The organism is Streptococcus sp. SV2 (assembly GCF_030440175.1).
GTDB classification, from domain to species: domain Bacteria; phylum Bacillota; class Bacilli; order Lactobacillales; family Streptococcaceae; genus Streptococcus; species Streptococcus raffinosi.
Window position 1 is genome coordinate 128,839 of sequence record NZ_JAQFJQ010000003.1, and the last position, 26,689, is coordinate 155,527.

Sequence of the window (26,689 nt, forward strand, 5' to 3'; positions counted from 1 at the left end):
ACATAAAAAATAATTCCTTTGGATTGGAGTGGTTTCATGGATACAGGTAGTAGTGCCTTTATATTGATATGTTCAGCCATGGTGTGCCTGATGACACCAGCTTTGGCCTTCTTCTATGGTGGCCTTGGGCGTCGAAAAAATGTCATTAATACCATGATGATGTCTGTTCTTCCCTTAGCAATTGCTTCCCTCTTGTGGGTTGTTGCTGGTTATTCACTTTCTTTTGGGGGGCATGGCTATTTCTTTGGGAATATTAGTCATCTCTTTTTACACGGTGTCTCTGAAACGGCTTCAAGTCGTGGTCTAGCCATTCCTGATCTCTTATTTGCAGCCTTTCAGATGATGTTTTCCATTATCTGTGTGGCGATTTTGACAGGTTCAGTAGTAGGGCGTATGCGCTTTACCCCTTTAGCTATTTTTGTAGTCTTTTGGCTACTTTTGGTCTATTATCCTTTTGCACATATGGTATGGGGAGACGGAATTCTTGCCAAGTGGGGGACAATTGACTTTGCGGGTGGTGATGTGGTCCACATTACTTCTGGTGTTTCAGCCTTGGTTTTGGCAATTGTTGTTGGGAAACGTCGTGACTATGGCATTCTAGAGCACCGTCCTCATAATGTTCCTTTTGTTCTGTTGGGAGCGGGTCTCCTGTGGTTTGGCTGGTTTGGTTTCAATGCAGGCTCAGCCCTAGCAGCCAATGGCTTAGCAGTTCATGCTCTTGTGACCACACATGTTTCTGCAGCAGCTGCCATGTTTTCATGGCTAGCTCTTGAAAAATATGTGACAGGTCATCCATCCTTGGTCGGTGGTTCGACTGGTTTAGTAGCCGGACTTGTTGCCATCACACCTGGAGCTGGTTTCGTTTCCATTTGGAGTGCCATTCTAATTGGAGCTATGGTTAGTCCGGTTTGTTTCTATGCCATTTCTGTCTTGAAAAAACGCTTTGCCTATGATGATGCTTTGGATGCTTTTGGTTGCCACGGTGTCGGAGGAATCTTTGGTGGTTTGGTTACAGCTATTTTTACAACACCAAATCTAGCCCTAGATAAGGCTAATGTTGGACTCATCTATGGGAATGCACGTTTGTTTTTGGTGACAGTTTTGGCCATTATTTTCACAGCTACTTGGTCGGGGCTGGTAACCTATGGTATCATAAAAGTAATTGCCCGTTATATGCCTTTACGTGTCAGTGACCGTGATGAAGCTATTGGTCTTGATGACTGTGAACACAAGGAAACAGCTTATCCAACCTTTATGGGTATGGATTCGTAGGAGGATACTGATGAAAAAAATAGAAGCGATTATTCGTTCGGACAAATTGGAAGATTTGAAAAATGCCTTGACTGGTAGTGGTTTAGCCAAGGGAATGACTGTAAGTCAGGTCTTGGGGTATGGAACCCAACGTGGCTTTGCGGAGTTCGTTCGTGGACAACGGATTGTTCCAACCTTATTGGCCAAGGTTAAGGTGGAAATAGTAGTCAAAGACCTGGCAGTTGATGAAGTTGTTGATGCTATCCGTGGTGCTGTGGCGACTGGTGAAGTCGGTGATGGGAAGATTTTTATTGTTCCTATTGATGATGTCATTCGTATTCGTACTGGCGAACGGGGTGGAGACGCTATTTAATGTCATATTGGATTAGGGCTTAAACCAGTTGGTTTGGGCCTTTTTTGTTGATTTTTGGTATACTAAAAGAGATTATTAAGGATGGAGGGGGTGACTGATTGGCAAAAGGAAAAAAGAAAAGCAGGTCGAAATCTAAATTTAAGAAGACTAAGAAGAAAAAGAAGTCTTTTCTGCTTTTTCCTAGAGTTTTACAGAAATGGAGCCTGATCATTATTGGCTTACTTGCTTTGCTGGGGCTTCTAGCTAGTTTGAATTTTCCAAAGTTGACAATGGAAAAGAATATGACGTCTACAGATGAGACGACAGTTGCTTTTATTGCTGAGATTGGAGAGACTTCACGCTATTTAGCAGCGAAAAACGATCTTTATGCCTCAGTCATGATTGCCCAGGCCATCCTAGAATCGGACTCGGGACAGTCACAATTAAGTCAAAAGCCTTCCTACAATTTCTTTGGAATTAAAGGAGAATACAATGGTCAAAGTGTAACGCTACCGACCTGGGAGGATGATGGTAAGGGAAATCCCTACCATATCGATGCTGCCTTTCGTTCCTATGGCTCCGTTGAGAATTCGCTACAGGACTATGTGGACTTTCTCGAGGGAAGCTACTATGTGGGAGTGCACCGCTCCAAAACGAGAAGCTATAAAGATGCAACAGCGGCCCTAACAGGCGTTTATGCCACTGACACGACTTATGGTGATAAGCTGAACAGCATCATTGAACAATATCAGTTAACTATTTATGACACTTATTAGAGTCAAAGGAGAATAAGAAAAATATGAATCAGAACCAAGTGAAACTCATTGCCATTGATATGGATGGTACACTCTTAGACAGTCAAAAAGAGATACCTGCAGAAAACATTCAGGCTATTCAGGAAGCCGCTGCGGCAGGTATTAAGATTGTCCTTTGTACGGGTCGTCCACGTTCAGGCATTGTTCCCCATTTTGAAAAATTGGGTCTTAGTGAAGAAGAGTACATTATCATGAACAACGGTTGTTCGACCTATGAAACTAAAAATTGGACCTTGATTCAACATGAAAGCTTATCTCATACGGAGTTGGAAGACCTTTTTCAAGTGAGTAAGGATTTCCCAGACGTAGCTCTGACCTTGACAGGTGAAAAAAGCTTCTATGTTGTCGGTAATGAAGTGCCTGATTTAGTTGCCTATGATGCTGGGACGGTCTTTATGGTGGCTGAGGCAAAATCATTGGAAGAAATTTTTGCGGAAGGTCAGGTTATTTTTGAAGCCATGTATATGGCGGATCCTGAACCGCTTGATGACTTTCAAAATGCCATGGAAGAAAGTCTTAGTCAGCGCTATAGTACGGTTCGAAGCCAGAACTATATCTTTGAAATTATGCCACAAGGAACAACCAAGGCCAGTGGACTGAAGCATTTAGCTGAAAAGTTGGAGATCAATCCCGAACAGATTATGGCTTTGGGAGATGCGGCCAATGATATTGAAATGCTTGAATTTGTTGGTCAGAGCGTTGCCATGGGAAATGCTAGTGATGACATCAAGTCTTTGAGTAAATATGTAACCTTGACGAATGACCAAGCAGGCGTAGCCCACGCTATTCGTACTTGGGCTTTATAAGAAAAAGACCTTTAGCTTTTATCTGCTAAAGGTTTTTCGATTTCGGATAATGGCAATGAGAGTGGTTAGCGTGATGGTGATGTCTGTGATGGCAGCGGGATAAGCCTTAATGGTCAAATCGTATATTAGCCAGAGTAACATATTCTCAATAATGACCCAGCGAAGCCACTGAAGGTTTCGTGTGATGGCAATGGCTAGACTATAAGAGACTGAAGAGATAATCGGCAAATAGCCAATAAGTCCAAGATGATTGAGATAGGATCCTACGATGATTTGAATAATGATGAGGATGGTCAAGATAGTCTTGGTCATCTTCTTTTTGACCATCAGGCTATTTCGAATGATGGAAATACTGATGGTTAAAGCTCCAGTATAGCCACCCAATAAGAGGTTGGCAGTGGCAGTGAAAATATAGTCGGTAATTTGCCAGACGAGCATCTTATTTTTTGATTTTGCAAAAGAGGATATGGCGACACAGAGAGCTCCGATGGCTGAGAATACTTGTGCTAGAAGGTAGATTGTCATGATGTCACTTCCAATTTTTGCCTTTATTATATCACAAGAAAGAAGGATTTATTTCAAGAATATTTATCGGTTATTTATAAGTTCCGAAAGATGTAGTGGTAACTGAAAAAACATCGCCAACGGATGATGGTACTGCTATGGTAGTTTTCGTTTATGGAATTCTCAAAACACTGCTAGTAATGTTTTTCGATTGCCTTTGCTTGAAACCTGATGACAAGTATCAAAGAAAAAACAGTATATTCGAGACGGGCGTTGATGGATTTCTGATATGAGTAATAGTGGTGTTAAACATCATGAACATGAGAGTTAAATGAGATATCTAAAAAGGTCAGATTTTCCTGGTTTCTTTCTATTATTTTTAGGAAAAGCCTTGTTTATTCCCTAATAAATAGATACAATAGAAAGGTCGGTTTTACCGAAAATTTTTGAATAATGAGGACAAAAATGTGTCAGTAAATTGGCAAGATATTGTGTTTTCTTTCCTCGGTGGTTTGGGACTCTTCCTTTTCAGTATTAAGTACATGGGGGATGGTCTTCAACAGGCAGCCGGTGATAAGTTACGCTATTACATTGATAAGTATACCAGTAATCCTTTTTTAGGGGTCTTGATTGGTATTGTCATGACGGCCTTGATTCAGTCAAGTTCAGGGGTAACCGTTATCGTCGTAGGTCTGGTTTCGGCAGGACTTTTGAGTCTTCGTCAGGCTATTGGAATTGTCATGGGGGCAAATATCGGGACAACCGTAACTTCCTTCATGATTGGTTTCAAGCTAGGTGATTATGCCCTTCCGGTGCTTTTCATTGGTGCGGCGCTTCTCTTCTTTACAAGTAATAAGAAGCTCAACAACCTAGGTCGTATCTTGTTTGGTGTGGGTGGAATCTTCTTTGCCCTTAACCTGATGGGAGATGCGGTAGAGCCTTTGAAGTCCGTCACAGCCTTTAAAGACTACTTGGCAACTTTAGGTGACCGCCCAATCATGGGAGTCATCATTGGTGCTGGTTTGACCATGTTGATTCAGTCTTCGGCAGCTACCATTGGTATTCTTCAGAGCCTTTATTCAGGTGGCTTGCTTGATTTGCAAGGTGCCCTTCCAATCCTCTTCGGGGACAATATCGGAACAACTATAACAGCGGTTCTTGCGGCTCTTGGTTCTAACATTGCGGCTAAACGTGTAGCAGGAGCTCACGTACTCTTTAATGTCATTGGAACGGTCTTGTGTTTGATTCTTTTGGTACCATTCACAGCTTTAATTCAATGGTTCAAGTCTATTCTTGGTTTGACACCAGAGATGACAATTGCCTTTGCCCACGGTACTTTCAACATTGCTAATACAATTGTTCAGTTCCCATTCATCGGAGTTTTAGCTTACTTGGTAACTAAGATCATCCCTGGTGAGGACGAAGTTAATAAGTACAAAGCACTTTATTTGGACCGTTTGCTTATCACGCAAGCACCAGCCATTGCCCTTGGTAATGCCAAGAAAGAATTGGTGCATTTGGCGTCATATGCTATCCAGTCTTTGGAAGCTTCATATGCTTTCTTTGATAAGGGAGATGAAAAATACTTTGACAAGGTTGAAAAATATGAAACAGCTGTTAATAGTATTGACGAAGAGTTGACAACTTACTTGATTGATATTTCTAACGAGTCACTTAGTGTTTCTGAAAATGAAATCTTGGCAAGTGTCCTGGATTCTGTTCGTGACTTGGAACGTATTGGTGACCTTGCAGTCGCTAGTGCTAGTCTTTCACAACACATTCATAGCAAGGGAATTGAATTCTCTGAAACAGCCAAGGCGGAACTTGCGGATGTCTATAACCGTACTCATCGTATTATACTTGACAGTATTCGTGTCGTTGTGGACGATGATAAGGTGCTTGCTGGTCAAGTTATCCTCCGTCATGAAGAGTTGGAAAAACTTGCAAAACAATTGCGTAAGATTCATACCAAACGCCTTAATAATGGTGAATGTACTGCGCAGGCAGGTATCAACTATGTTGATTACTTATCGCATTACACACGTATCGCAGACCATGCCATTAACCTTGTTGAAAAGGTTACAGAAGGTGTGATTTAATATGGAAAGTCGAGAACATTTCTCGGCTTTTTTTGATATAATGAAGGCGTATTGAGAACATAGAAAATTGATGAGAGGTAGTCCTATGACTTATTATATTGCAGCCAAACGATTTTATTTTGATCATAAGGTCAAAGAAGGTGGCTACTTAGCAGTCACAGATGGTCGTTTTGCTGAGTGGACAAAAAAGGCACCAGAAGGTGCAGAGGTGCTAGATTACAGTGACTATCAAATTGCTCCTGGTCTTGTGGACACCCACATTCACGGATTTGCGGGTTATGATGTTATGGACAATTCGGCGGAAAGTCTCTTAGGTATGAGTCAGGCCTTGCCTTCAGCAGGTGTGACCTCTTTCTTGCCGACAGCCTTGACCGCACCATTTGAGGAGTTGAAGGCTATTTGTCAAACGACAGCTGAGACGGCTGGTAAGGAAAGAGGCGCAAAAATTCAAGGACTCTTCTTTGAAGGGCCTTATTTCACTGAAACCTACAAGGGTGCTCAAAATCCAAAATACATGGGCAATCCAAGCCTTGAACAGTTGCAAGCCTGGCAAGAAGCGGCTCAAGGAAAGTTAATCAAATTGGCCTTGGCTCCTGAGCGTGAAGGAGTGGCTGATTTTATTAAAGAAGCGACTAAACAAGGTGTGACAATTGCCTTGGGACATTCCAATGCGACTTATGAAGAAGCCGTGGCAGCAGTGGAAGCTGGTGCTTCGGTCTGGGTTCACGTTTATAATGGGATGCGTGGCTTTAGTCACCGTGAGCCTGGTATGGTTGGTGCAGCCTTTGATAGTCCAGATACCATTGGTGAATTGATTGCGGATGGGCACCATGTTTTACCAGCTGCCTGTAGCGTCCTTATCAAGCAGAAGACGCCTCAAAATGTTGCCCTGATTACAGACTGTATGTCTGCAGGAGGACGTCCCGATGGCGACTATATGCTGGGTGAGCTTCCTGTTATTGTGGAAAATGGCACGGCTCGCCTTAAGGAAGGTGGTAACCTGGCTGGTTCTATCCTGCAACTTAAAGATGGTGTCAAGCACGTCGTTGATTGGGGTCTGGTGACGGTTGCTCAATCTTTACAAATGGCGAGTCATGTTCCAGCTAAATCTGTTGGTCTTGAAAATGTTTGTGGTAGTCTTAAAGCTGGTCTAGCAGCCGATTTCATCGTTTTAGATGACTCTTTGGAGTTACAAGCAACTTTTATCGATGGTCGTAAAGCTTGGGAAAAGTAATGGTCTAAGCAGTGCTTTTATATAAAGGTGCTGTTTTTTCTTATTTTTTACAGAATTGTAACAGTAAAGGTGTAAAATAGAAATACTTTTTTATTTTTACAGGAGGTAATATGTCAAAACGTATTTGGAGCATTGCTCTGGCCTATGTCGGTGTAATGATTGGCGCAGGAGTATCTTCAGGACAGGACCTCTTGCAGTATTTTGTCAGCTTTGGAGCCTGGGGTTCTGATAGGTGTTATTGTCTTAGGAGTTCTACATGTTGGTTTTGGCCGTTTGATGATTGCTCTGGGAAGCTATTATCAATCGGACGATCATTCGGTCGTTCTTGCTGAAATTAGTCATCCTGTTATATATCGCATTTTGGATATTGCGCTCATTATCACCTGCTTTATCTTTGGTTTTGTGATGACGGCTGGTGCAGGAGCCAATTTGAATCAACAATTTGGCATGCCATTTTGGGTAGGAGCTTTTCTCTGTACGGCCTTGACTATTGTGGTCAGCTTTTTAGATTTCAAAAAAATCATCGGAGTTATCGGAGTCTTTACCCCTATGATTTTGGTAATGATTGCTGTTATCTTTATGACCAATGTTTTAGGGCGCCACTGGGATTTTGAGGAGATGAATAGGATTTCACAAACTATTCAATCCCCCTTTTCAAGCGTTTGGATGTCTGTCGTCAATTATTTTGCTGTTTGTGTCATGTCTGCCATCGCTATGGCCTTCGTTATGGGGGGCTCCATTTTCAAAATTAATGAAGCTGAAAAGAGTGGTGCCTGGGGTGGCTTCATGGTTGGTGTGATTTTCTTTATCACGACCCTGATTCTTTTTGCTAATAGTGACAAGGTTGTCAAGTCAGATGTGCCTATGTTGGCTATTGCTAAGGAAGTTAATCCTGTCTTTGCAACCCTCTATGCTTTCGTGATTTTTGGTTTGATTTTCAATACTGTTTTTAGTCTCTATTATGCTCTAGGCAAACGCTTTGCAGCTGGTAGTGAAAAACGGTTCAAGTTTTTTGTGACTGCTTTTTCTCTCAGTGGTTTCCTTGTATCCTTTATGGGTTTTCGTCAATTGGTCGCAGTCATGTATCCCATTATCGGTTATATGGGATTACTGATGTTGGTTGTCTTGGTTGTCGCAAGTTATCGTAAAAAAGCAAAGATTCGCAAGGAAAAAGAAATCCGAAATCATCTTTTAGCTATTGTCGAGAAAGCTTATGATCCTGATCAAGATTTAACGCCTCAGGACAAGGAAAAGGCAGAACAACTTCGAGATGCTTCAATCATTGACAATCAAACACTCCGTGAGGATTCCCATGCTCATGTTCGTCAGGAATTGGGGATTGATGAGAAGTAGAATTAGAATTCTATTTTACAAGTTTATCTATTTCTGCTATAATACTGACAAGAAAGAAAGGCTTATGGCGTTTTTCTAGCGAGCTTGGGATAGTGAAAGCCAAGTAGGGCAAAGTAAGCAAGTGGCGCTTTCTCTTAGCGAAGAGCTGAGTAAAGTAAAATAAAATGAAGTAATAAATTAGGGTGGAACCGCGTTTCTGACGCCCCTAGGTCATATGACTTGGGAGCAGAGACACGGTTCTTTTTGTATTCCAAGTCACAAAGATAAAATTAAGGAGTATTCAATGTCTAAAAAACTAACCTTCCACTGCGTCAGTGGCAGATACCTCCTTACAGTCGGACTGCCCCACTCTCAGCGCTAGGGTGCCTGGGCTAGACGCAGTACTAACTCGTCTTGCCTCGTATAATCGACGAGGCAAACTCGTGTCGCAAGAATCATTTTTAATCAAGGAGTATTCAATGTCTAAGAAATTAACATTTCAAGAAATTATTTTGACTTTGCAACAATACTGGAATGACCAGGGTTGTATGCTCATGCAGGCTTATGATAATGAAAAAGGTGCGGGAACTATGAGTCCTTACACTTTCCTTCGTGCCATTGGTCCTGAGCCATGGAATGCGGCTTATGTGGAGCCATCTCGTCGTCCAGCTGATGGTCGTTATGGGGAAAACCCAAATCGTCTCTACCAACACCACCAATTCCAAGTAGTTATGAAGCCATCTCCATCAAACATCCAAGAGCTTTACCTTGAGTCTTTGGAAAAATTGGGGATTAATCCTTTGGAACACGATATCCGTTTCGTTGAAGATAACTGGGAAAACCCATCAACTGGTTCGGCTGGTCTTGGTTGGGAAGTTTGGCTTGACGGTATGGAAATCACTCAGTTCACCTACTTCCAACAAGTTGGTGGATTGGCAACTGGTCCGGTAACTTCTGAAGTTACGTACGGATTGGAACGTTTGGCTTCTTACATCCAAGAAGTAGATTCAGTTTATGATATTGAGTGGGCTCCAGGCGTTAAATACGGAGAAATCTTCCTTCAACCAGAATACGAACACTCAAAATACAGCTTTGAAGTTTCTGACCAAGATATGCTTCTTGAAAACTTCGAGAAATTTGAAAAAGAAGCAGGACGTGCTTTGGAATTGGGCCTTGTTCACCCTGCCTATGACTACGTTTTGAAATGTTCACATACCTTCAACTTGCTAGATGCTCGTGGAGCAGTATCTGTTACAGAACGTGCCGGTTACATTGCCCGCATTCGTAACTTGGCCCGTGTCGTAGCCAAAACCTTCGTTGCAGAACGTAAGAAACTCGGCTACCCACTTCTCGACGAAGCCACACGCGCCAAACTCCTAGCAGAAGAGGAAGAATAAAGCAATGATACAGGAATAAAATGGGCGAACAAAGTGAGCTCACATAGCTACCCAGAGGCAAGTCGAAGACTTGCTAAAGGGATAGGCACCGCCGTACTGGTATATGGGGATTTTTGAAACCTTAGGTTCAAAAATCAGTTGGCTAAATTCACTTTGATGAGACTGTTGGAAATCTATATCAAGGAGATAAAAGATTTCCCTACAGACTCACAAAGTTAGTTAGCGACGTCCCCAGTACTTAAGGTGCCTATCAAAAAGAAGATGCAAAGGAAGAAACATGACAAAAAACTTATTAGTAGAACTTGGACTTGAAGAGTTGCCAGCCTACGTTGTCACACCAAGTGAAAAACAACTCGGTGAAAAAATGGCAGCCTTCTTGGATGATAACCGTCTTTCATACGAAAGCATTCAAACCTTCTCAACACCACGCCGTTTGGCCGTCCGTGTCATTGGCTTGGCTGATCAACAATCTGATTTGACAGAAGATTTTAAAGGACCTTCTAAGAAAATCGCCTTGGATGCTGATGGAAACTTCTCAAAAGCGGCGCAAGGCTTTGTCCGTGGAAAAGGCTTGACTGTTGACGACATCGAATTCCGTGAAGTTAAGGGTGAAGAATACGTCTACGTGACGAAACATGAAGCTGGAAAACCTGCCAAAGAAGTCTTGGCTGGCGTTCCAGAAGTGCTTGCTTCATTGACCTTCCCTGTTAGCATGCATTGGGCGAACAACACCTTTGAATACATCCGCCCTGTCCACACTTTGGTTGTCCTTTTGGGCGACGAAGCGCTTGACCTTGATTTCTTGGATATCTATTCAGGTCGTGTGAGTCGCGGACACCGTTTCCTTGGGCATGAAGTGGAAATCACCAATGCAGATTCTTATGAAGAAGACCTTCGTACTGTTTACGTCATTGCCGACAGCAAAGAACGTGAAAACATGATTCGTGAGCAAATCAAAGCCATCGAAGCAGAACAAGGTGTTCAAGTACAAATCGAAGAAGGACTTTTGAACGAAGTCTTGAACTTGGTGGAATACCCAACTGCCTTCATGGGAAGTTTTGATACCAAATATTTGGACGTTCCAGAAGAAGTTTTGGTGACCTCAATGGAAACCCACCAACGTTACTTTGTTGTACGTGACCTTGATGGTAAGTTGAAACCAAACTTCATCTCAGTCCGTAATGGTAACGCTGAGCACTTGGAAAATGTTATCCGAGGAAATGAAAAAGTATTGGTGGCACGTCTTGAAGACGGTGAATTCTTCTGGCGTGAAGACCAAAAACTCAAGATTGAAGACCTCGTGGCTAAATTGGCCAACGTAACCTTCCATGAAAAAATTGGTTCCCTCTCAGAACACATGGCCCGTGCTGGTGTTATTGCAGCGTCACTAGCTGAGCAAGCTGGTTTGACTGCTGAAGAAACGACAGCCGTAGCGCGTGCAGCTGAAATTTATAAATTTGACCTCTTGACGGGTATGGTCGGAGAGTTCGATGAATTACAAGGAATTATGGGTGAAAAATATGCCCTTCTCGCTGGTGAAGATGCAGCCGTTGCGACAGCTATTCGTGAGCACTACCTTCCTGATTCAGCAGATGGAGCCCTTCCAGAGACTAAGGTTGGTGCTATCCTTGCCCTTGCAGATAAATTGGACACCCTCCTTTCCTTCTTCTCTGTTGGCTTGATTCCATCAGGTTCAAACGACCCTTATGCGCTTCGTCGTGCAACACAAGGGATTGTCCGTATCTTGGATGCCTTTGGTTGGCACATTCCTATGGATGAGTTAATCGACAGCCTTTACGGACTTTCATTTGATAGCCTTTCTTATGACAATCAAGCAGAAGTGCTTAACTTCATCAAGGCGCGCGTGGACAAGATGATGGGACGCACATCTAAAGACATCAAAGAAGCTGTACTTGCTGGTTCAAACTTCGTGGTTGCGGATATGCTGGAAGCAGCGAATGCCCTCTCAGAAGCTGCGAAGACGGACGGTTACAAAGCAGCTGTTGAGTCACTCTCTCGTGCCTTCAACTTGGCTGAAAAAGCAGATGATGCGGTAAATGTAGATGCTAGCCTCTTTGAAAATGACCAAGAAAAAGCTCTCGCTCAAGCAGCAGAAAATCTCGAATTGACAGGTTCAGCTAGTGATAAATTGGCTCAACTCTTTGCTCTTAGCCCAGTTATCGATGCCTTCTTTGACAATACCATGGTCATGGCAGAAGATGAAGCTTTGAAGAATAACCGTTTAGCTATTCTTGCCAGTCTAGTAGCAAAAGCCAATAAAGTCGCTGCCTTTAACCAATTAAATACAAAATAAGGTGAGTTTGTCCTAAGTTTTCTTGGGATGACTAGAAAGGACTTAACATGACACCAGAAAAAATTGCTCGTATCAATGAGCTTGCCAGAAAGAAAAAAGCGGAAGGTTTGACTCCAGAAGAAGAAGTGGAACAAGCCAAACTTCGTGAAGAATATATCGAAGGTTATCGTCGCTCCGTTCGTCACCACATCGAAGGGATCAAAATTGTTGACGAAGAAGGTAACGATGTGACACCTGAAAAACTACGCCAAGTGCAACGTGAAAAAGGCTTGCATGGTCGTAGCCTTGATGATCCTGAATCATAATAACGATGTACAAGGGTTTGGAATTTTTCCAAGCCCTTGTTTTGAAGTATAAAATTCTGAATATTCTGTATAAAAATTGACCAATTATTTCAAAAATGGTAAAATATAAGTTATGTTAAAAAATGGCATGATTCAATGAGTCGTGCTCAATAGAATTGGAGTGAAAAAAATGTCGCAAAAGCAACATCATAAAGACGACGACAACCAGACTGAAAATGGGATGGTACGTGGTCTTCAAAACCGTCACGTCCAGCTGATTGCCATCGCTGGTACAATCGGTACAGGTCTCTTCCTCGGGGCGGGGCGTTCCCTTTCCCTAACAGGACCTTCAATCATCTTAGTATATATACTAACTGGTATCTTCATGTATCTTATGATGCGAGCGATCGGTGAGATGCTCTATATGGATCCTGACCAGCACACCTTTATCAACTTTATTACCAAATACCTTGGTAAGGGCTGGGGATTCTTCTCGGGTTGGTCTTACTGGGTATCACTGATATTCCTCGGGATGGCAGAAATTACGGCCGTATCAACTTATGTGCAATATTGGTTCCCAAGTTGGCCTGCCTGGCAGATACAGATCATCTTCCTGATTATCTTGAGTTCGGTTAATCTGATTGCAGTTAAGATTTTCGGGGAAGTTGAGTTTTGGTTTGGGATGATCAAGATTATCACCATTCTTGCTCTTATCGCAACAGGTATCTTCATGGTAGCGACCAACTTTGAAACGCCTGCTGGACATGCTAGTCTTTCCAATATTACACAAGGCTTCCAGATGTTCCCTAAAGGTTGGGTAAGCTTTGTCATGACCTTCCAAATGGTCTTCTTTGCTTACCAAGCCATCGAATTTGTAGGGATTACAACTTCCGAGACAGCAAATCCACGTAAGGTCTTACCAAAGGCCATCAAGGAGATTCCGATTCGTATTGTCATCTTCTATGTGGGTGCCCTCATTGCCCTCATGGCTATCTTCCCATGGCAAAAACTTCCAGTTAATGAATCACCGTTCGTAACGGTCTTCCAAATGGCTGGTATCAAGTGGGCAGCAGCCTTCATTAACTTTGTTGTCTTGACAGCAGCGGCTTCATCATTGAACTCAACACTTTACTCTACAGGTCGTCACCTCTTCCAAATTGCTAAGGAAACACCAAATAGTAAAGTCATGAAAGCTTTGAAGCTAGATACTTTGTCACGTAATGGTATTCCTTCACGTGCCATCATTGTTTCAGCCATTGTGGTATGTGTTTCAGCCTTCATCAATGTCTTGCCTGGTGTATCTGATGCCTTTGCTTTGATTACCGCATCATCATCAGGGGTCTACATCGCTATCTATATCTTGACCATGCTTGCTCATCTCAAGTACCGTAAATCTCAAGAGTTTATGGCTGATGGTTTCCTTATGCCAGCCTACAAGATTCTTAATCCATTGACTATCCTTTTCTTTATCTTCGTCTTTGTTTGTCTCTTCTTGCAAAAGTCAACAGTTGTCGGAGCTATTGGAGCAGCCATCTGGATTGTCGTATTTAGTATCTATAGTAACTGGAAACACAGTAAATAAATCAATCTAGCTCACCTTTATGGTGAGTTTTTTGTTGCAAAAAAGGACACAAGGTGTCCCAGTTATTAGTTATGCAATACTTTCTTGATTTCCGTGGTGAAAGAAGCCACCTAAGAGGCCTTTGCTACGATGGAAAATAGCAGGCTTATGATCGTTATGTGAACGACCATTAACATCAAGTTTAGCCCATTCAAGAGCCTGGTGGGCGTTACGATCAGAGACTGTCGATGTGCCAATGTAGCTGTAAATTCCAGCCTTTCTGAGAATAAATCCCTGAAGCTGACGAATGTGTTCATCGTTGAGCGACTCTGAAAATTGGATCTTAACTGTTTTGTAGGTCAAGGCCTGAACTGATTCAACGACAGGGGATTCAGCCAAGAGGTGTAGTAGTTCTTGGTGTTGAGCAAAATATCTATCGTAGTCCATGGGAAGGATAATCGTATGGGCAATCCAATCTTCCAAATTAGCTTTAGCCTTTTGGCTAAGACCTCTCGCTTTAATAGTGAGGTTATCTATATGGAAAGGTAGCTGGTCGATGTGAGTCATTTTTGAACCATAAGCCTTTCTGAAAAGCGGTGTACTTGATAGAATATGTCCAGTAGGTGATATGATAGCCAAGGCCGTTTCCTTGGTTTGATAACCAAGATTGTGACATTCCATGCTAGCGTAAGTGTCTTTAAATTCAATAATTGCTCTTGTTTTCATCGTGTAACTCTCTTTCTGTTAGTTTATAAACTAACAATAGTTTATCACGAGTCCTTAACGAGGTCAAGAATTAACCTCCAAAAATAAAAAAATTTCAAGTCATCAAAAAACTTCGAGAATCAATTCCCGAAGTTTTTTTACTAGAATTTGTAGTCTTTCACAATTTTGATGGCGTTAACCGTTACCGTTTCTTTTGGTTTGTTGTTTTGATCGACTTCAAGATTGGCAATGGTATCAACGACATCCATCCCTTTGATGACTTGTCCAAAGACGGTATATTTGGTATCACCGGCTGGGTATCCACCTTTTTTGTAGGCGTCAATAATAGGTTTTGGATAACCAGCACTTGAAAGTTGTTTACTTTGGTCATCCTTGTTTTGAACGATGAAGAATTGGCTACCATTTGAATCCTTAGCACCAGTATTTGCCATGGCAAGCGCTCCTCGAATGTTGTAGAGGAATGGTGTTGGCTCAAGAGCGAAGCCTTTCTTCCAGATAGATTCGCCACCAGTACCGTCACCTTTAGGATCACCACTTTGAATCATAAAGTCTTGGATGACACGGTGGAAGGTAAGACCGTCGTAGTATTTATCCTTGGCATGCTTCAAGAAGTTTTCAGAAGCCTTAGGAGCCAGAGTAGGGAAAAGCTTAACAGTTATATCGCCCTTCGATGTCTGGAGGATAACTTCGGCCTCGTCCTTTCCAACCTTGTCTGACAATTGAGGAAAGGCGTCTTTACCAGATTTTTGAGCTTTTTCTAATTGTTTCGTGTATATCTTATTGTCAACGTAGGCATCTCCACGAATGGCACGTGCAATATTTTCACGGTAGACAAATCCTAAGCAAGCAATAACAAGTACAAGGACTAAAAGAATGTACTTTTTAATGTTTTTCATATATAACTCCTTTGATGCATTATACCTATTATTGTAGCAGAAAAAAACCTTTTGGGAAACGGTTAACAGAGGTTTGTAATTATGGTAAAATAGAAACATCAACAAGAAAATGAACAGGGACTAGATATAGGGAAAGGTTGTTTCACTCAAACAGCGAGCGAGGCATAACTTTTGAAAGACGTAGGATGCTCACGGATAAGCAAGCTGTGTGTCTATGTTTTACTTATGGAAAACGTCACTAAGCTGAGGGGTCCATTTGTTTTCATTTCTTGAAAAAAGGAGATTTTTATGTCAACTAAAGCAGAATGGGCTGAACTCTTTGAGTCGGTTCATGGGCGTAAACCTAGCCCCCAAGAATTTTTGGACGCTAAAGCAGCTGATTTTGATACTAGCGCTTTGATTGCTCAAGCGGCATCTGTAGATGCCCCAGCTAAGGAGCCTGCTACTGAAGAAGCACCTGCAGCACAAGTCGTTTCAGATACTGAGGAAGTCGCTCAAGAAGACGATATCGCTGATGTTGCTGAAACAGTTGAAGATGCTGTCGCTGAACAAGCAAGCAATGAATCACCATTTGGAACAGCAGCCTTCTCAGAAGCGCCTGCTCAACAACCAACACCACAATTTGATTCAAGCATGTTTGAAAAGGCTTCTATTCCGACAACTCAAGGATTTGGAGCAGTTCCTAATCCAGCACCTAGCTCAGCAGACAAACCTGTCTTCAACCTTATCTTGCCGATTGTTGCGATTGCCCTTTCAGTAATCTTTGCCATCTTGTCATGGTTTGTTAGTCCTGCTTGGCTCTTCATCATCTTGACAGTCCTTGCCCTAGCTTTGGCGGTGGTTTCACTTATCTTTAGCCTTAAATCAAGCAAGAAATTGCTCTCTATCATTGCAACGGCAGTAGCTGGAGTCATGCTCTTTGTCTCTATTGGTGGTTTGATTTTCCAAATTTCTCAAAACTCAAATGACAATGCAGGCTCAAGCAAAACATCAAAAGTTGCTGACAAAGATGATGAAGATGATGACAGCGATTCAAAATCTGATTCAAAATCTAATTCAAAATCTAATTCAAAAGGTGACTCAAAATCTGATTCAAAATCTGACTCAAAAGGTGATAGCACTGACGTCAACGATTACATTGACAAAAATGCTAAATTTGACTGGAATGAATCTAAGTTCAAGAAATTGAAAGCTGGAAAAGACTCTGCTAAGTCAATTATGAAGACTTATGGTAAAGCATCAGATGCCCAAATGTCAGGTGATGACTTGAGCATGACTTATTCTGGCAAAGACTATAGTGAACATGTTTACCTAACCTTTAAGAAACAGTATGATGGTACCTTTATCTTGTCACATGCTTCAGGAAACTTCCCTACAGATGCTGTACAAACTGATGACTCATACAAATCTGACTGGACGAAAGAACAGTTTGATGCTCTTAATAAGGGAGATTACAGTAATCCATCAAACGGAACAAAACTCGAAGATATCCTTAAGGATCACCCTAAAGCTTCAAACGCTGAGTACACCATCTCAACCGTTCGTGAAGGTGAGTTCAAGAAAGAATTGAGCGTTTCTTATAACGACTTTAAAGCTGAAGATGGTAAACTTAAGAGTGTTTACTTGTCATTTGACACTACAGAAGATGGTGATACATTCTACCTTACTTATAAATCAGGTCCAGATGGCGATTAATTAAGCTGATTAAGGAAACAGGAGGGGAGACCTTCCTGTTTTTTCGTAATAAAAGGAGAAAACTTTTGAAATTCTTGAATTACACATATGAGCAAAGTCAGTCTATTGTCACTAAGGAGACTGTAGAAAAACTCAATCAAAAAGGTAGCTGGAAACGTTTTATTGGTTTATTTATCACTTCAATCCTTCTTTACTTTTCTTCTATTGCCACACCGATGTTTATAAAGGGCTTGACCGTTGAACAAGATCCTACATTTTCTTGGATTCAGTGGCCCATGATTATCTTGTATGTAGTCATGTATCTGGTCTATCTGCTCTTTTCAATAAGGCACAGAAAAAGCCCGATGAAGCTGAAATTTTGCACCTACTTTTATATGGTGATTTTACTTGCTATCTTTACGGTATGTGCTGGTATAATGATGATGACACGACGAAATATTGTCAGTATATTATCGGGTGTCATGTTTCTTCTTTCCATTTATTATTTGATTCGAACGGTTCCCCGTAAACTGAAAGAAGCCGTTCAAAATCAGACAGAGTTTAGCCCCATGGTAGCACTTGTGACTGAAAAGATTTCGGATGGCTTGGTCTTTTTAGGTGGAACGGGGATTACAGCCGGACTTGTGCTGTTTGACCGCTCCACTGGGAGTAATTTAAGAGGGAGCATTGATGCGGTGTTGTTGCCTATCATGCCTGCCATATTTGTCTTTGCGACTTATGTCTTTTCCATTGATTTGCTACGAGGGTATTACCTCTTTAAATATTCTGAACAATATAGAGAGCAGTTTGGCTACTCAGCTAAGGACTGGTATGGAGAGAAGTCGAAGGAGTATAGGAGGATGCTGGGTTAGGGTGCTTCGAGAAGACCAACAGGTTTTGAAGTGAATTATAAGATTGATGGGGAAGAATTTTCTAAAAAATTACCTAATATAAATGGAGAATAAAAATGAAACAATTTGAAGATAAATTTATGGAAGTTCAGGCTAGTATGATTTCGCTTGCATCGGAATATGTTCGTGCTCAAGCTGAAAAGATATTTATCTATGCAATAGCTGATAGCTTATACAGTTTCAATGTGTTTTATAAAGTTAATGGACATGTTGTCCATAAACATGAAGTGAACGAATATTTACAAGAAGGTTTAAAAATAGATACCACCTTACAGACTTCATTGTTAAGGGAAGGAGTGAAAGATGTAAAAAACATGGTTAAAGTTTGCGGTGAATATCATCGTGAACATCCCACAGAAATGTGGCTCGTCTACGATGCTGAAACGAATAGTTTGAAATCGAAGTATAGTTATGAGGGACGATACGATAAGGATGAAGAGTTGTTGCCTCGAAAAGAATTTGAAAAATGGTTTGAGGAAGTTAAAGAGAGTCAAGAATAGGTAGTAGCATTAGAATTTAACCACCTCTGAGGTGGTTTTCTTGTGGCCTGGAGATGGTATAATTGAATAGTTGGCTATTGTCTAAAAGCTAGACGACTTTGCTCGTGGTTTGGCTCGTGTTGGGACTTGAGGTGCTGGTCTTAGCAAGGATATCGCTCTGAGTGTCAAGAACAAGTTGACTCACCTCGGTGCGAACGTTTCTGATGACCTTGCCCGTCTGTCAGGAAAGGTTGAGGATGCCTTTGCCTATGCGGATGGTGCTGTCTCAAAGAATATCGGTAAGCACAATGCTCGTGTCTATCAGTCAAATGGTGGCAACTGGGATGAAGTGGCGTCTGGAATCCTTGGTGGTTCAGGTGCAGGACGTAAAGCAGCCGCAGAGTTTAGCGACGATGCTAACCAGGCCCTTGCCAAACATGGTGATGAAGTCAGCCAAGCCCTCAAAGAAACTGGCGAACAATCAGGCAAACGTGCAAGTGCAGAATTTGGTGGCGAAGCAAGTCAAGCTCTTGCCAAACATGGCGATGAAGTCAGCCAAGCTCTCAAAGAAACTGGCGAACAAGCTGGTAAGCATGCAAGTGCTGAGTTTGGTGGTGAAGCTGTGGAGAACAGTATTGGGCACAACAATACTGTTTCAGACGCTTTTCAAAATAGTCCTGAGGTTCATTGGGATGGTACTAAGTGGGAAAGTCATACCGATGACATTCATCGAAAGATGCTTGAAGATAATGTGCCATTGACTTCTGAAGTGCACACTATTGATGAAATTGCCAAGCAACAGGCAGAAATCTTAAAAGTTCAGAATGGTGAAGAAGCCCTATCAACAAATCTTAAGAAGGGTAACTTCGGTGAAATGGTTCAGGATGAGTACTATCGTCAGTTTGGTTACGACCGTATAAGCAAAGATATGGTAACTGATCTTGGTGAGGGAGGTCACCAAGGAATTGACGGTGTTTATTACAATCCTAATGGTCATCCACCGTATATCATCGCTGAAGCGAAGTATAATACATCAAGATTGAGCAAAGGATTAGCAGACGGAACTGATCAGATGGATTATGAATGGATTGATAAACGCTTAGAACAAGCGGTTGGTGAGGAACATGTAGCAGCTATTCAAGATGCTGTGGAATTTGGTGATGTCCAAAGTCATCTGTTTAATCTTAAACAAGGCGGGCATATCATTATTAATCAGTTGGATGATATGGCTAAGAAAATAAAATGAGGAATATGATGTTTAGAGATAAATATAAAGATGTAGAGTATTTTGAAAAAAGACTAAATTTTAATTTGAAAACATTTGAGAGGAGAGAAGGAAAAGAACACAAAGAACGTGTCTTACCGCAATATATAAATAAATATTATTTAACTCAGTCGGGTTATGCTGAAAAATTATTACGAATAAATTATTCTCTAGGACATTCCCTAGATGAAGTATTTAAATGGTTTAAAATTAGTCTCAATTATTATCAGAAATACTATCAAACTAGAGGGAGTATTTACACATTAATTGATTACCTATCTCTTGCTGTTCTGTTCGAAGACCGCAAAGAAGAATTTATCGAAGATGTTGAGAAAATCTTTAGTAAGTATCTGTCTTTCGTAGATTCGAGCGAGCAGTATGAGGACGGCTTTATCGAAACACTTGCCCTCTACTTGTTAAAGGGCGATGTTGAGAATTTCCATTCTCATTTGGAATACCTGAATATGATTGGAGACGATGCGGATAGTGTCATCGAGGCGCAGAAGTTCTGGTATTATGCTCACTCTGAGGCATCGTGGTACGGTACACATAAGACAGAGGATGCTTACTACGGTTACTGGAGTTTTGATACAGCCGCACTCTGTAAAATCCGTGGCATCTATGACCAACGCTTCAAAGACTTGGATTTTTTCCCTTATGACTTGCTAGTTCAAGAAGAACAGTAACATTGACTAAACCACCCTCGAGGTGGTTTTCTTTCATCCATTTTCTATGAGATAGCTTGTCACTTAAGCACTTCAGGCAGTCTCAAAAAATTCTCTCTTATATCCGACCTTATTTTCATAAGACCAGATTAAAGTATGATAAAATAAAGAAAAAGAGATAAAGGAGTCAGCTATGGCAACTAGAGAAGAATGGGTGCGTCACTTTGAGGACGTAAATGGTCGTAAACCAAGTCCTGAGGAGTTTATGGAGGCCAAGAAAGAGGATTTTGTCATCGCTACTGAGGAGGAAGTTGCCCAAGTGTCTGAGCAAGTTGAAGTTCAGCAGGTGGATAGTTCTGCAGCTACTGAAGAGGTGTCTGCTGACTCAGAAGCGCAACCAGCTGAAGGTCCAGTGGTACTTGAGGAGGAAGCTCCTAATCACATGCCTGAGTTGAATCTGGAGAAAGAGCAAGAAATAGAGGCTCCAAAGGCAAGTCAGATACCTCTGGAAAACCCTTATTACAAATCTAAAGAAGTCAAAAATAATACTTTTGTCAACATCGTTCTTCCGATTATTATCCTAGTCTTGGGGCTTATATTTGCCGTTTTGGCTTGGACACTTCCAATCGGTTTCATCTTTACCTTCTTTGCTTTCTTCCTTATCATTTTGGCGATTGTGACTATGGCGCTGAGTGTGAAGTCAACACGCAAGACCTTATCTATCATCGCTCTGGTTATGTCAATCATCTTCTTTACGACGTCACTTAGTGGAACAGGCTATCAAGTGGTCAAGTATATCATTAAACATGCCGATCAGTTTGAGGCTGATAGTCGTTACAGAGCAAATGAATACATTGATAAAGATTATAAATTTGACTGGACAGAGGATCAGTTTAAGGAGTTGAAGGTTGATTCTTTGACTTTGGATGAGGTCCTAGATGCTCACGGTAAGGCTACGGATGCCGAGTGGGGCAATGATGGTGAGACACAGACACTAGATCTTACTTATGCAAAAGAGGGAAGGGGTAGTGATAACTTTGTCCGTTTGACCTTCAAGTCTAAAGATGGTACTTACATCCTAGAGCATGCTTCTGCAGACTTTGGCTATGATAAAGTTAAGGAAGTTAGTGACTATCAAAGCAACTGGACAAAAGAGGATTATGATAAGCTAACGGTGGGTACGCAAGCAGACTTGCTTAAGGGAACACGCCTCTCAGATGTTGTCTCAAACCACTCTGAGGCTAGCTTTAGTACGCATGAGCTGACTCAGACTGATGAGGGAGACCTCACTCAAAAAGTATCGCTTAGCTTCTACGATTATAGTCCCGACAGTGGTAAACTTAAGACAGTTCACTTAACGTTTGACTACGACAAACGTGAAAACGAGTACTTCTTAACAGATAAATCAGATGAATAAGGCTACTTTCTTAGCCACTCAAGCCCGGGGTCGCCTGGGCTTTTTTAGTCTCAACAAAAGAAGATAAAATTTGGTATAATAAAAATGATTGATTTTTCAAGAAAGAAGTGTCACACATGAACATACAACAACTACGTTATGTGGTAGCTATTGCCAACAGCGGTACCTTCCGTGAGGCTGCCAGCAAGCTCTTTGTGAGTCAACCTAGCCTTTCGGTAGCAATTAAGGATTTGGAGCAAGAGCTGAATTTTCAAATTTTCACCCGTACAACGACGGGGGCTGTCTTGACCAGTCAGGGAATGACTTTTTACGAGCGTGCGCTTGAAGTGGTGCGCAGTTTTGATAGTTTTGAAAATCGCTATCTCAATGCTTCTGAGAAGGGCAATCAGTTTTCGATTGCCAGCCAGCACTATGACTTTTTGCCGCCTTTGATTACGACTTTTTCAGAGCGTTATCCTGATTACAAGGATTTCCGTATCTTTGAGTCTACGACCATTCAGATTTTGGATGAGGTAGCCAAGGGACACAGTGAGATTGGGATTATCTATTTGAATCGTCAAAATAGCAAGGGAATCCAGCAAAATGTAGACAAGCTAGGTCTTGAAACTATTGATTTGATTCCATTTAAGACGCACATTTATCTCCGTAAGGGGCATCCGCTGGCTAAAAAAGACAGTCTGGTTATGGATGACCTGGTAACCTTGCCTACGGTGCGTTTCACTCAGGAGAAGGACGAGTACCTTTACTATTCTGAGAACTTTGTGGATACGACGGATTCGTCTCTCATGTTTAATGTGACGGACCGTGCGACTTTGAACGGTATCTTGGAGCGTACAGATGCTTATGCGACGGGGTCAGGTTTCCTAGATGCACAAAGTGTAAACGGCATTACGGTTATTCCGCTAGAGGACAATTTGGACAACAAGATGGTGTATGTCCGCCGTAAGGGAATTAGCTTGTCGTCTTGTGCCCTTAAGTTTGTCAATGTTATGTTTGACTACTTTGACACTTATAAACCATAGGAGGACTTATGCGTAAGGTTGTGATTCCTTTGGCTATTCTGGCCCTGATTGGTTTGGATCAGTGGGTCAAGCATTGGGTTGTGGCAAATATTGCTCTAAACCAAGTCATCAAGGCTATACCGGGACTTTTTAGTTTGACCTATCTACAGAACCGTGGTGCCGCCTTTTCGATTTTACAGGATCAGAAATTTTTCTTTGTGATTTTGACGGTTCTGGTGATTGGTGCGGCTCTGGTTTATCTGGTTAAGAATTATCAGAAGAGTCTTTGGCTGGTCCTATCTTTGGTTTTGATTATCTCAGGTGGTATTGGAAACTTTATTGACCGTGTGCATCTAGGGTATGTGGTTGATATGGTTCAGCTAGATTTTATTGATTTTGCAATATTTAACGTGGCAGACTCCTATCTAACGGTGGGCGTGTTGCTCTTGATTTTAATCTTATGGAAAGAGGAAAATGGAAGTCATCATAAAAGAGGCGGGTAATCGTCTGGATAAGGCCTTGGCAGATTTGACAGAATTGTCACGCAGTCAGGCCAATGAAGCGATTAAGGCTGGAACGGTCTTGGTTAATGGTAAGTCGGCAAAGGCCAAGTATGCGGTTAAAGAGGGTGATGTCATCACCTATGAATTGCCAGAAGAAGAGGTCTTGGAATACAAGGCTGAAGATATTCCTTTGGATATTATCTACGAAGATGCGGATGTGGCAGTGGTCAATAAACCTCAAGGCATGGTTGTCCATCCATCAGCTGGTCACACGTCTGGTACCTTGGTCAATGCCCTGATGTATCATGTCAAGGACCTCTCGTCTATTAATGGTGTGGTTCGTCCAGGGATTGTCCACCGTATCGATAAGGATACGTCTGGCCTCCTTATGATTGCTAAGAATGATAAGGCTCACAATGCTTTGGCGGCTGAGCTTAAGGATAAGAAGTCGCTTCGCAAATATGTGGCTATAGTGCATGGCAATCTGCCTAACGATCGAGGCGTGATTGAGGCTCCGATTGGGCGTTCGGACAAGGACCGCAAAAAGCAGGCAGTTACAGCTAAAGGAAAACCTGCAGTTACACGATTTACCGTTCTTGAACGTTTTGGCAACTATACCTTGGTAGAGTTGCAGCTGGAAACAGGTCGCACGCACCAGATTCGTGTCCATATGGCTTATATCGGTCATCCGGTGGCGGGAGATCCTCTTTATGGGCCACGTAAGACCCTCAAGGGCCATGGCCAATTTCTTCATGCCAAGACCCTTGGTTTCACGCATCCTACGACTGGAGAATTGGTCGAATTTACAGCGGAAGAACCTGCTATTTTCAAGGAAACCTTGGAGAAGTTGAGAGAAGCTTAACAGTTATTAAACGGATAGTCTTTCTTGGGAGGGGCGTCCGTTTTTTTCTTGTAAAAGAGTCTGAAATTTGCTATAATTTACCTAATTAAATAAGTCCTTTAATCACTGTCCAGAGAGGCAGGCAAGGAGCCATGAGAAGTGTACGGGTGAACTGTACTCATATTTTTGTGTATCTCCTTGTTTTCGAGGGGATTTTTTTGTATTTAGAAAGGTTCTTTTTATGAAGAAAAAAGAGATCGTCGATGACGTAACCATGAAACGTGCCATTACACGTATCACTTATGAGATTATTGAGCGTAACAAAAATCTCGACAAGATTGTCTTGGCTGGTATTAAGACACGTGGTGTTTATATTGCACAGCGTATCCAAGAGCGCTTGAAACAGTTGGAAAACCTTGATGTGCCATTGATTGAGCTTGACACTAAGGCTTTCCGTGATGATGTTAAGGCTGAGCAAGACACATCTGTTTTCCCTATTGAAATTGATGGTACAGATGTTATCCTTGTGGATGATGTGCTTTACACAGGTCGTACGATTCGTGCAGCTATTGATAATATCGTTAGCCATGGACGTCCGGCGCGTGTTGGTTTGGCTGTCTTGGTTGACCGTGGTCACCGTGAATTGCCAATCCGTGCGGACTATGTTGGTAAAAATATTCCAACTAGTGAGTCAGAAGAAATCGAAGTTTTGGTCGCAGAAGTTGATGGCAAAGATAGCGTCAACATTATCGATCCAAGCTAAGTTGGCTGATGGATAGGGTAATATGCCCTTTGTATCTTGTTAATTGAACACGCCCTAAGCCTTGTGCAAAAAAGATAAATATTCTTAGGAGCTGGCGCTCCGTCATCATATTTCCTATTTTTGCTTTAGGCTTTATACGGGCTTTGTATCTTGTTAATTGAACACGGGACTCATTTCTTAGGAAAAAAGATAAGTCTCCTAGCACTCTTGGGAGTGCGGTGTCGACTTCCTATTTTTCTACAGAAATGTTTGGCTAAGCCAAAACGTCCCTTTGTATCTTAATTTAAGGAGTCCTTTGATATCGTGAATAACGTAAAATATGATGTGAATGATATGCCGAAACCTGGTTTGTTGGTTGGTTTGTCATTCCAGCACTTGTTTGCCATGTTTGGTGCTACGGTGCTTGTGCCGATTTTGGTTGGGATTGATCCTGCCATTGCTCTTTTCTCATCTGGTTTGGGAACTTTGGCTCACTTGACGGTGACTAAGTATAAGATTCCAGCTTATATGGGGTCTAGTTTTGCCTACATTGCTGCTATGCAGATGCTTATGAAGTCTGATGGTATTGCGGCGGTGGCTCAAGGTGCCATGGCTGGTGGTTTGGTCTACTTGATTGTTGCCTTGATTGTTAAGTACGCAGGAAATAACTGGATTGATAAGGTCCTTCCGCCAATCGTGGTCGGTCCTATTATCATTGTTATCGGTTTAAGTCTTGCGGCTAATGCTGTTAAGGATGCGACAATGGTTAATGACACCTATAGTGTCTTCAGTCTTGTAATTTCTATGGTGACTCTCTTTGCGGTTATCCTCTTTAACATGTATGGCAAGAAAATTGTTGGTGTTATTCCAATTTTGTTGGGCTTGATAGTTGGTTATATTTTCTCAGTGGTTTTTGGTTGGTTAACGGGACATGAGTTTGTTCAATTTTCAAAAGTTGCGGCCGCTCATTGGTTCCAAGTTCCAAGCTTTGATATTCCGTTTGTAAATTACGACTTCAAGTTCTATCCAAGTGCGATTTTAACTATGGCTCCGATTGCCTTTGTGACAATGACGGAACATTTCGGCCATGTCATGGTTCTAAACAGTTTGACTGGTCGTGATTACTTCAAAGATCCAGGTCTTGACCATACCTTGTCTGGAGATGGTTTGGCACAAATCATTGCTGGTTTCTTTGGAGCTCCTCCGGTAACTTCTTATGGTGAAAATATTGGGGTTATGGCCCTCAGTAAGGTCTACTCAGTTTACGTTATTGCAGGTGCAGCAGTGATTGCGGTCTTGATGAGCTTTATCGGTAAGGTATCTGCTCTCTTGAGTTCCATCCCAACGGCTGTTTTGGGCGGTATTTCCATTGCCCTCTTTGGGGTTATCGCTGCCAGCGGTATGAAAATTTTAGTTGAACATAAGATTGATTTTGATAATAAAAAGAATCTCTTGATTGCTAGTGTTATCTTGGTATCAGGTATTGGTGGTTTGATGATTGACCTTGGTGGTCTTCAAATTACTGGTGTGGCAAGTTCGACTATTCTCGGTATCTTGCTTTACCAAATCTTGCCAGACCCTAATAAAGGTAGCAAGGATTAGTTAATCATTTTAAAAGGAA

24 protein-coding genes and 1 pseudogene are annotated in these 26,689 nt (G+C 41.9%); 22 read left to right on the plus strand and 3 right to left on the minus strand.

The window, feature by feature from the left end; genetic code table 11:
- Nucleotides 1–36: 36 nt before the first annotated feature.
- From PCY14_RS02820 to PCY14_RS02835, 4 genes are all read left to right on the plus strand, one after another.
- Nucleotides 37–1,272, plus strand: a complete 1,236-nt coding sequence (locus tag PCY14_RS02820) for an ammonium transporter (RefSeq protein WP_021145879.1) — start codon at nt 37–39, stop codon at nt 1,270–1,272.
- 10 nt (nt 1,273–1,282) lie between these two features.
- Nucleotides 1,283–1,624: a P-II family nitrogen regulator gene (locus PCY14_RS02825; RefSeq protein ID WP_021152223.1), complete on the plus strand. Its 342-nt coding sequence runs from the start codon at nt 1,283–1,285 to the stop codon at nt 1,622–1,624.
- Between the two features lie 98 nt (nt 1,625–1,722).
- Nucleotides 1,723–2,379, plus strand: a complete 657-nt coding sequence (locus PCY14_RS02830) for a glycoside hydrolase family 73 protein (RefSeq protein WP_060933915.1) — start codon at nt 1,723–1,725, stop codon at nt 2,377–2,379.
- A gap of 23 nt (nt 2,380–2,402) precedes the next feature.
- The gene (locus tag PCY14_RS02835; RefSeq protein WP_060933914.1) at nt 2,403–3,224 is read left to right on the plus strand and encodes a Cof-type HAD-IIB family hydrolase; all 822 of its coding nucleotides are present in this window, start codon (nt 2,403–2,405) and stop codon (nt 3,222–3,224) included.
- 18 nt (nt 3,225–3,242) lie between these two features.
- On the opposite strand, the gene PCY14_RS02840 is transcribed toward PCY14_RS02835, so the two are convergent.
- A complete protein-coding gene (locus tag PCY14_RS02840) occupies nt 3,243–3,749 on the minus strand; it encodes a YgjV family protein (RefSeq protein ID WP_021152221.1) in 507 nt (168 codons plus the stop codon).
- A gap of 446 nt (nt 3,750–4,195) precedes the next feature.
- Between PCY14_RS02840 and PCY14_RS02845 the strand changes: the two genes are divergently transcribed.
- The 7 genes and pseudogenes from PCY14_RS02845 to PCY14_RS02875 all read left to right on the plus strand — a co-directional run bounded on the left by PCY14_RS02845 (nt 4,196) and on the right by PCY14_RS02875 (nt 13,970).
- On the plus strand, nt 4,196–5,827 hold the full coding sequence (locus PCY14_RS02845) for a Na/Pi cotransporter family protein (protein WP_293930646.1): 1,632 nt from the start codon (nt 4,196–4,198) through the stop codon (nt 5,825–5,827).
- A gap of 85 nt (nt 5,828–5,912) precedes the next feature.
- The gene (gene nagA, locus PCY14_RS02850; RefSeq protein WP_021152219.1) at nt 5,913–7,061 is read left to right on the plus strand and encodes an N-acetylglucosamine-6-phosphate deacetylase; all 1,149 of its coding nucleotides are present in this window, start codon (nt 5,913–5,915) and stop codon (nt 7,059–7,061) included.
- Nucleotides 7,062–7,171: 110 nt separating this feature from the next.
- Nucleotides 7,172–8,414: pseudogene (locus tag PCY14_RS02855) on the plus strand (hypothetical protein).
- A gap of 458 nt (nt 8,415–8,872) precedes the next feature.
- Nucleotides 8,873–9,790, plus strand: coding sequence for a glycine--tRNA ligase subunit alpha (gene glyQ, locus PCY14_RS02860; protein ID WP_002886077.1), 918 nt, complete (start codon nt 8,873–8,875; stop codon nt 9,788–9,790).
- A gap of 277 nt (nt 9,791–10,067) precedes the next feature.
- Nucleotides 10,068–12,104 carry a glycine--tRNA ligase subunit beta gene (glyS, locus tag PCY14_RS02865; protein ID WP_301363135.1) on the plus strand — a complete coding sequence of 679 codons (2,037 nt, stop codon included), beginning with the start codon at nt 10,068–10,070 and terminating at the stop codon, nt 12,102–12,104.
- 47 nt (nt 12,105–12,151) lie between these two features.
- Nucleotides 12,152–12,409 carry a DUF896 family protein gene (locus tag PCY14_RS02870; RefSeq protein ID WP_301363136.1) on the plus strand — a complete coding sequence of 86 codons (258 nt, stop codon included), beginning with the start codon at nt 12,152–12,154 and terminating at the stop codon, nt 12,407–12,409.
- 169 nt (nt 12,410–12,578) lie between these two features.
- On the plus strand, nt 12,579–13,970 hold the full coding sequence (locus PCY14_RS02875; RefSeq protein WP_021144564.1) for an amino acid permease: 1,392 nt from the start codon (nt 12,579–12,581) through the stop codon (nt 13,968–13,970).
- Nucleotides 13,971–14,039: 69 nt separating this feature from the next.
- On the opposite strand, the gene PCY14_RS02880 is transcribed toward PCY14_RS02875, so the two are convergent.
- Nucleotides 14,040–14,675: a nucleotidyltransferase gene (locus PCY14_RS02880; protein WP_293930256.1), complete on the minus strand. Its 636-nt coding sequence runs from the start codon at nt 14,673–14,675 to the stop codon at nt 14,040–14,042.
- A gap of 140 nt (nt 14,676–14,815) precedes the next feature.
- Complete coding sequence (locus tag PCY14_RS02885; RefSeq protein ID WP_002888747.1) at nt 14,816–15,571, minus strand: peptidylprolyl isomerase; 756 nt, start codon at nt 15,569–15,571, stop codon at nt 14,816–14,818.
- Between the two features lie 288 nt (nt 15,572–15,859).
- Between PCY14_RS02885 and PCY14_RS02890 the strand changes: the two genes are divergently transcribed.
- The 11 genes from PCY14_RS02890 (at nt 15,860) to PCY14_RS02940 (ending at nt 26,670) form a co-directional block, all read left to right on the plus strand.
- A complete protein-coding gene (locus PCY14_RS02890; RefSeq protein WP_204322906.1) occupies nt 15,860–17,266 on the plus strand; it encodes a hypothetical protein in 1,407 nt (468 codons plus the stop codon).
- Nucleotides 17,267–17,331: 65 nt separating this feature from the next.
- The gene (locus tag PCY14_RS02895) at nt 17,332–18,117 is read left to right on the plus strand and encodes a hypothetical protein (protein WP_021145864.1); all 786 of its coding nucleotides are present in this window, start codon (nt 17,332–17,334) and stop codon (nt 18,115–18,117) included.
- A gap of 95 nt (nt 18,118–18,212) precedes the next feature.
- Entirely contained in the window at nt 18,213–18,656 is a 444-nt protein-coding gene (locus PCY14_RS02900) for a hypothetical protein (RefSeq protein WP_021145863.1), read from the plus strand.
- 175 nt (nt 18,657–18,831) lie between these two features.
- Entirely contained in the window at nt 18,832–19,881 is a 1,050-nt protein-coding gene (locus PCY14_RS02905) for a hypothetical protein (RefSeq protein WP_021145862.1), read from the plus strand.
- Between the two features lie 8 nt (nt 19,882–19,889).
- The gene (locus PCY14_RS02910; protein WP_021152210.1) at nt 19,890–20,585 is read left to right on the plus strand and encodes a PoNe immunity protein domain-containing protein; all 696 of its coding nucleotides are present in this window, start codon (nt 19,890–19,892) and stop codon (nt 20,583–20,585) included.
- A gap of 172 nt (nt 20,586–20,757) precedes the next feature.
- Nucleotides 20,758–21,981 carry an MFS transporter gene (locus PCY14_RS02915; RefSeq protein ID WP_293936362.1) on the plus strand — a complete coding sequence of 408 codons (1,224 nt, stop codon included), beginning with the start codon at nt 20,758–20,760 and terminating at the stop codon, nt 21,979–21,981.
- Between the two features lie 116 nt (nt 21,982–22,097).
- A complete protein-coding gene (locus PCY14_RS02920) occupies nt 22,098–23,003 on the plus strand; it encodes a LysR family transcriptional regulator (RefSeq protein WP_021145859.1) in 906 nt (301 codons plus the stop codon).
- A gap of 8 nt (nt 23,004–23,011) precedes the next feature.
- Nucleotides 23,012–23,485 carry a signal peptidase II gene (gene lspA / locus PCY14_RS02925; RefSeq protein ID WP_021152209.1) on the plus strand — a complete coding sequence of 158 codons (474 nt, stop codon included), beginning with the start codon at nt 23,012–23,014 and terminating at the stop codon, nt 23,483–23,485.
- A complete protein-coding gene (locus PCY14_RS02930) occupies nt 23,457–24,347 on the plus strand; it encodes an RluA family pseudouridine synthase (RefSeq protein WP_002886027.1) in 891 nt (296 codons plus the stop codon). The genes lspA and PCY14_RS02930 overlap by 29 nt, the downstream gene beginning before the upstream one ends.
- 220 nt (nt 24,348–24,567) lie before the next feature.
- A complete protein-coding gene (gene pyrR / locus PCY14_RS02935; RefSeq protein WP_002886175.1) occupies nt 24,568–25,089 on the plus strand; it encodes a bifunctional pyr operon transcriptional regulator/uracil phosphoribosyltransferase PyrR in 522 nt (173 codons plus the stop codon).
- 303 nt (nt 25,090–25,392) lie between these two features.
- Complete coding sequence (locus PCY14_RS02940) at nt 25,393–26,670, plus strand: solute carrier family 23 protein (protein ID WP_002889465.1); 1,278 nt, start codon at nt 25,393–25,395, stop codon at nt 26,668–26,670.
- The last annotated feature ends 19 nt before the right edge of the window (nt 26,671–26,689 follow it).